This is a genomic window from Halorubrum sp. JWXQ-INN 858, assembly GCF_009806985.1.
GTDB lineage: Archaea > Halobacteriota > Halobacteria > Halobacteriales > Haloferacaceae > Halorubrum.
In genome coordinates this window covers 89537-95536 of the sequence record NZ_WUAX01000016.1, presented here as the reverse complement: position 1 = coordinate 95536, position 6000 = coordinate 89537, and the positions used below count along the sequence as shown (strand labels likewise).

4 protein-coding genes are annotated in these 6000 nt (G+C 70.2%); all 4 read right to left on the bottom strand.

The window, feature by feature from the left end; all coding sequences use genetic code 11:
• Positions 1-927, bottom strand: a 927-nt coding sequence (locus GRS48_RS12420) for a DUF4397 domain-containing protein (protein WP_235028072.1), incomplete at its 3' end; no start/stop codon positions are given.
• A 151-nt stretch (positions 928-1078) separates the two neighbouring features.
• Positions 1079-2359: an amidohydrolase gene (locus GRS48_RS12415; protein WP_159486997.1), complete on the bottom strand. Its 1281-nt coding sequence runs from the start codon at positions 2357-2359 to the stop codon at positions 1079-1081.
• Positions 2360-2498: 139 nt separating this feature from the next.
• Positions 2499-5363: a DUF1508 domain-containing protein gene (locus tag GRS48_RS12410; RefSeq protein ID WP_159486995.1), complete on the bottom strand. Its 2865-nt coding sequence runs from the start codon at positions 5361-5363 to the stop codon at positions 2499-2501.
• 206 nt (positions 5364-5569) lie between these two features.
• Positions 5570-5902 carry an uS10/mL48 family ribosomal protein gene (locus GRS48_RS12405; RefSeq protein WP_159486993.1) on the bottom strand — a complete coding sequence of 111 codons (333 nt, stop codon included), beginning with the start codon at positions 5900-5902 and terminating at the stop codon, positions 5570-5572.
• Positions 5903-6000: the final 98 nt, after the last annotated feature.

The window sequence follows — 6000 nt, the reverse complement described above, 5'->3', positions numbered from 1 at the left end:
ACCGACCGCCACCGTCACCTCGCCCGTTCCCGTGTGGTCCGCGACCGTCCCGTCGTACAGCCGCGCGTCCGCCAGGTAGTCGTCGATCGCGGCTTGGGCCTCCTCGCCTCCAACGTCGTCGCCGTCGTGGGTGGCGTCGACGACGAGCTCCAGGCCGAACGGCTCGTCGGCCGGGGCGGCGTCGGGGTCGAGGTAGCCGACCGCGAAGGCGGTGTAGACGGTGCCCGCCTCCGGGGAGACGTCGACGGTAGCGACCACGTCGCCGTCGACGTCGTCGGTCGCGGGTCGGATCTCGAGCTCGTAGTCGTCAGCGGGGACCTCGATCGCGCCGGCAGCGCCGAAGGGGACGTCCTCGAAGAGGGGTTCGCCCTCGACCGTCACGTCGACGTTCGGGGCGTCCGGGGCGGCGTGGACGAGCCTGACGCGGGCGTCCTCGCCCGGGTCGGAGACGTCGTCCTCGTACACCTCGACCGCGAACGGCTGGTTCTCCTCGGAGAGCTCGCCGAGCGCCGCGACGGTGAACTCGCCCGCTGGGACGTCGAGCGCCTCGTCGAAGACGACCGTCTCGGGGTCGCCCGCCGCCGTGACGGTCACGTCGTACGTGTCGGCGGGGACGTCGAGGTAGTCGCTCACGCCGCGGAACGGGACGTCCTCCAGGACGGGGTCGTCGTCCACGTATACGTCGACGTTCGGCGCGTCCGGCGAGAGGTGGGCGACGCGGAGGGCGGCGTCCGTCGTGGGGTCGTCCGTTTCGTCCTGCTCGTCGGGGCCGTCGGGTTCCGGCGTCGCTTCCGGCGGCTCCGTCTCCGGCTCTTCCGTCGGGTCCGAGGCGTTCCCGTTCCCGTCGTCCGCACACCCGGCGAGGGTTCCGACGAGGACGACTCCACCGACCGACTTCAGCACCGTCCGCCGCTTGTGGTTCGACATCTGTGTCCGGACGGAGGGGGAGGTCGGTGATGAACGATCTCCGAACTCGGGCCCGTATACGGCCGGTATCGGGCCCGTATCCGACCACACTCTCTCCATAATTCGGCCCGGATCCGCGGACGGGCGCGGGGCCTGACGGACGGCTCCCGCGTCAGGGACGCTCCTCGGCGACCCGCCGGATCGCCCTCGCGAGCACGTCGACGCCGAGCGCGATGTCGTCCTCGACGACGTCGAAGGTGCTCGTGTGGTGACCGCCGGGGTGGTCGGTGCCGACGCCGACGTAGCAGGCGAGCCCGCCGGCGTCCTGTACCGCCTGCATCAGGAACGTGGCGTCCTCCGACCCGCCGAGGTCGTCGCGGTCGACGATCGAGGTGACGCCGTCGACGTCGCCGGCGACGTCCCCCACGACCGCCGCGAGCGCCTCGTCGCTCGTCGCGCTCGGGGCCTCGCCGAGGAGGTCGACCTCGACCTCACAGTCGTGCATCTCGGCGGCCGAGCGCAGCACGCGGCGCGCCTTGCGGTCCATGTACGCCGCGAGGTCCGTCGTCGCGCCGCGCACCTCCCCCTCGATGTACGACTCCTCGGGGACGATGTTCGTCGCGGTGCCGCCGCCGACGAGGCCGGCGTTCACGCGGGTCGGGCCGTCGGCGTGCCGGGGGATCGCGTAGAGGTTCTGGATCGCCGCGGCCATCGCCTGCACCGTGTTCCGCCCCTGCTCGGGGCGTGCGCCCGCGTGGGACGACTCGCCGGAGAACTCAGCGAGGAAGTGGCGCACCGCGAGGAAGCCGTCGACGCCGCAGACGACCTCGCCGGACGGGTGATCGAGGCCGATGTGGACCGCGTACAGGTAGTCGACGTCGTCGAGATGCCCCGAGTCGGCCATCGGCTTCCCGCCGGAGACCTGCTCCTCGCTCGGCTGGAAGAACACCTTGAGCGTCCCCGAGAAGTCCGAACCCAGCACCGCGTCGATCACGCCGAGCCCGATGGTCGCGTGGACGTCGTGCCCGCAGGCGTGCATGTACCCCTCGTTCTCGGAGCGGAACCCCTCCGCGACGGGGACGTGATCGTCTCCGTCGGATTCGAGGATCGGGAGCGCGTCGATGTCGACTCGGAGGCCGACGACGGGGCCGTCTCCGCGCTCGGCGACCGCCACACAGCCGGTGTAGCCGCCCGCGAGGTCCGCGAGGAGGTCGGGGTCCGCGCCGGCGGCCGCGGCGCGGTCGTGCCACTCCTCGAGGGTCCCCGCGTCGGGGACGTTCAGGCGCTCGTCGGCCGCGAGCGCGTCGCGCCCGACGTGGATCGCGTCGAGGTCGCGCTCGCGGAGCGCCTCGACGATGCGGGCGGTCGTGTAGAACTCACACCAGGCGGGTTCGGGGTGGCGGTGCAGGTCGCGGCGGAACTCGCGGTACGCGTCGGCGTCTGGAACGCTCATACCGGGTGGTCGCCGTCGGCGCTCTTAAAAGGTGGACTGGCGGGGCAGTTCTCCGGGACCGGCTCCGAAAACGCACGACGTCAGGGCTCGTGACCCGCACCCGACGACGGCCCCTCGTCCGGTTGGGGCGGCCGCTCGTTCACGTGGCGTCGGGGTTCGCGGTGGCATCCTCGGCGCGGGAACCGGGCTCCGTGTCGGTCTCCGGCCCGTCTCCGGGGCCCGGCTCGTCCTCGCTCCGCGGTTCCGACCCGTGTCCGTCAAGCAACTCGACGGGTGCGATCGGGACGTAGCGTCGGATCCCCTCGACGGCGTCGCGCGCTCCGCGCCGCGTGGCGTATCCCTGGCCGGAATCCAGCAGGATGTTGCCGTTGCGGTGTCGAAGCCGGAACCGGTGTTTCCCCGCCCGGTCCGCGTACAACTCGAAGGCCGCGCGGCCGATGTCGAGGAGGTCGGCAACCGGGGCGTACTCCCGAGCCCGGGCGAGCGAGTCGCGGGCCGCTCGCTCCCTGGGGAACGACCGAACGCTCCGCGCGATGGGGCGACCGTTTTCGGCACGGAGCCGCCAGCGGTACCCCTCCTCGCCGTCCCGCGTCATCTCCGGTTCCGTATCGTCATCTGCGAGCCGTTCGCGCGCGAGTCTGGCCCCTTTCACTGCCCCCGGGCGGTCCGAGTACCCCGTCGGCGACTCGGCGAGCGCACGGCCGTTCGGTCCCACTAGCCGCCACTGCCACTCGTTCCCGGCGTCGCGGTACACCTCGATGCCGGCCGGGTTGCACCGGAGGTACGCCGCGGGGCCGACCAGCTCCCGGAGCGCGGTTATCGCCCGTCGAACGCCTCGACGGGAGGCGTATCCCTCCCCGCCGTCCGCCAGCACGTTGCCGTTCTCGTGCCGGAGCCGGAAGCGCGCCTCGCCCGCCCGGTCGGTGTACACCTCGAAACGGGCACGAACCCACGGCACCTCGTCGGGTTCACCCGCCCGCAGGGTGGTCGAACCTGCCGGCGGCCGACGTCGACGCTCCGCCGACTTCCTTTCCACCGTTTTCTGCCCCCGTTTGGGCGTCACGTGCCAGATGCCCGGCGCGCCGGCGAGCTGGAGATACAGCGCGTGTATCTGGATCACCCACCCGACGGGGATCCAGAGGTACGCGTGACCCAGCATCCGCACCCGTCGACCGATACCCCGCGGGAGTTCGATGTCGGGATCCCGCATCGTCGCGTAGGCGATGGAGACGCCCCGTGCGGGCAACAACAGCAACGCGAGGGCGACCGCCACCACTCCCGGCAGCGGACTCGCGAACCCCACGAGCGACAGCAGCAGCAACGCCGGAAACACCGTGTACAGCGGCGCGCTCACCGAGGCGAACAGCAGCCAGCAGACCCCGAGCGTGCGTTTGATCCCGAGCGAGCGCCACGACCGAACCACGCTGGGGCCGTGTTTCGCCGTCACCTGCGCCCACCCGCGCGCCCAGCGGACGCGCTGGCGGATCAGCGCGGGGACGGTGGTCGGATTGAGTTCGTACGCGACCATCTCCGGGTCGTAGGCCACCCGCCAGTCGGTGTCGACGAGCAGTCGAAGCGTCAGGTCGATGTCCTCGGTGAGTCGATACGGCGACCAGCCACCGACTGCCGGCGGCACCTCGCGTTTGAAGATCGCCGCCGATCCGGCGAAGTGGGCGGCACCGAACACCTCGCTCATGAACGGGTGTTCGATCCACGTGCTGTGTTGTCGATCCGCGCTGACGAACCGCGAGAGCGCGTTCTGTTCGGGGTACTTCGCCGCTTTCCGGCCCTGTACGACGCCGACCGCTGGGTTCGTCTCCAGTCGCGCGAGTCCTCGAGAGACGAACTCGGCGTCGACCGTCTCGTCGGCGTCGAGCAGCAGGACGAACGGCGTCTCGACGTACTCCCACGCGGCGTTGAGATCGCCCGCCTTCGAGCCCGCGGTCCCCTCCATCACCCGAACCCGATCCGGGTATTCCTCGCGAAACTCGTGGGCGACCGCTACGGTGTCGTCCGAGGACTTCGCCGCCGGTAACAGCAGAAACTGGACCCCCGGAAGCGCCTCCAGGTTGTGCGAGAGGCTCTCGGGCAACACCGACGCCTCGTTGGCCGCGGACACCACCACGGTCACCGGCGCGTTCGGGTCGAGCGGGTCCGGATCCGTCCGGGCACGCCCGAGCCGTTGCCGGGCCTTGAGCACCATCGCGTACTCGAAGACGACAGCGACGGTCAACAACACGAGGTACCCCCCGAGGAGCGGCAGGAACGTTCGGGTGTCCGCCAGAAGCAGCGCGAGGACCAGCGTGTTCAACGCCACCACGGTGGTGAACGCGTGTTGGGTCGCCGTCGCGGTTACGCCGATGAGCGCTGCCGGCAGTTCGGGGAGGCGCGGCGCGGGTGCCTGTATCGCGAGCGCGCTCACGAACCCGATGCCGGCGATGACCGCCGCCGGACGCGCCGCCCACGGTGCTGACGCTATCGGATCGGGTTCCGCGGTAAACGCGACGAAGACCGCCGCGAGCGCCCCGCTTCCGACCGCGACGAGCAGCGCGGCCTCCCAGTAGCGCGGGTAGCTGTGTGGTCGCGGCGGAGCCACGCCGAGCGCCCGCTGGCGCATCCAGAACACGTGTATCGATAGCGCCGCGAACCCGCTAGAATACGCGAGTAGAGCCGCTCTCGGCGCGGAAATAGTGGATTCCAGGACCAGCACCGACCCGAGCAACACCGCGAGGTGACCACTGAACGGGACGGCGACCCGTTCGCTACGGGACGCCCCCGAGATGCGAACGTCGATCGCGACGAAGAACGCCTGCGCGCCGGCCGTTAACGAGACGATACGTACCGTCGCCGGGAGGTCAACGATGACCTCGCCGGCCAGAAGAAGCGCGACGACGAGCGCGACGGTCCCAAACAGGATCGTCGCTGCGCCGCCGATCGGTCGGGCGGCACGGGCCCGCGTCAGCCGCCACGCGTCCGCGAGCGCGGCGATGGTTAATACGCTCATACCGATCGCAAGGAGCGTCCACCCGACCGGATGTTCCCACAAACCTACCGTAACGATCCCACCGATCGCGGCGAACACCGAGACAAACCAGACGCCTTCGTAGATTCGAGAAGGGAACACTGACAAGAGTATCTCATATGTGCATATATATTTACCCCCGTCGTATGGAGCGACGCTCGGTCGCGAGCGGGCCGGTCGCCACCGACTCAGTCGCGGCGGTGACCGAGCGGCTTCTTCTGGTCGACCTCGACCTCGATGTGGATCGAGTCGGGGAAGTCGCGCGCGACGACGTCGCGCGCGGTGTCGTCGGAGCCGTGGATCTCCATCGACCGGCTGTAGACGGTGTAGCTCCACGGCGAGAACTCGTCACCCGCCCGGAGCTGTTTATAAAGCGGGACGCGGACGGTCTCGGCGGGAGCGGCGTGGGGGCCCTTACACTCCGCGCCCTTGCGTTCGAGCGTCGATTTGAGCTCCTCGACGGTCTCGGCGAGCACGTCTCGGTCGCCCGAGGTAAAGGAGAGTTTCGTGACGAAGGTCATGGCTGGGGGTCGTCCGTGAATGGTCGCCCGACGCCTAAAAGCGCATCTACCGGCTGGAAGGCTGTGGTGTGGCCACACGGGTCCCGCACGAGTCGCGC

Coding starts and splice junctions, on each gene's coding strand:
- GRS48_RS12415 (WP_159486997.1), bottom strand. CDS start 2,359: ATGAGCGTTCCAGACGCCGACGCGTACCGCGAGTTCCGCCGCGACCTG.
- GRS48_RS12405 (WP_159486993.1), bottom strand. CDS start 5,902: ATGACCTTCGTCACGAAACTCTCCTTTACCTCGGGCGACCGAGACGTG.
- GRS48_RS12410 (WP_159486995.1), bottom strand. CDS start 5,363: ATGAGCGTATTAACCATCGCCGCGCTCGCGGACGCGTGGCGGCTGACG.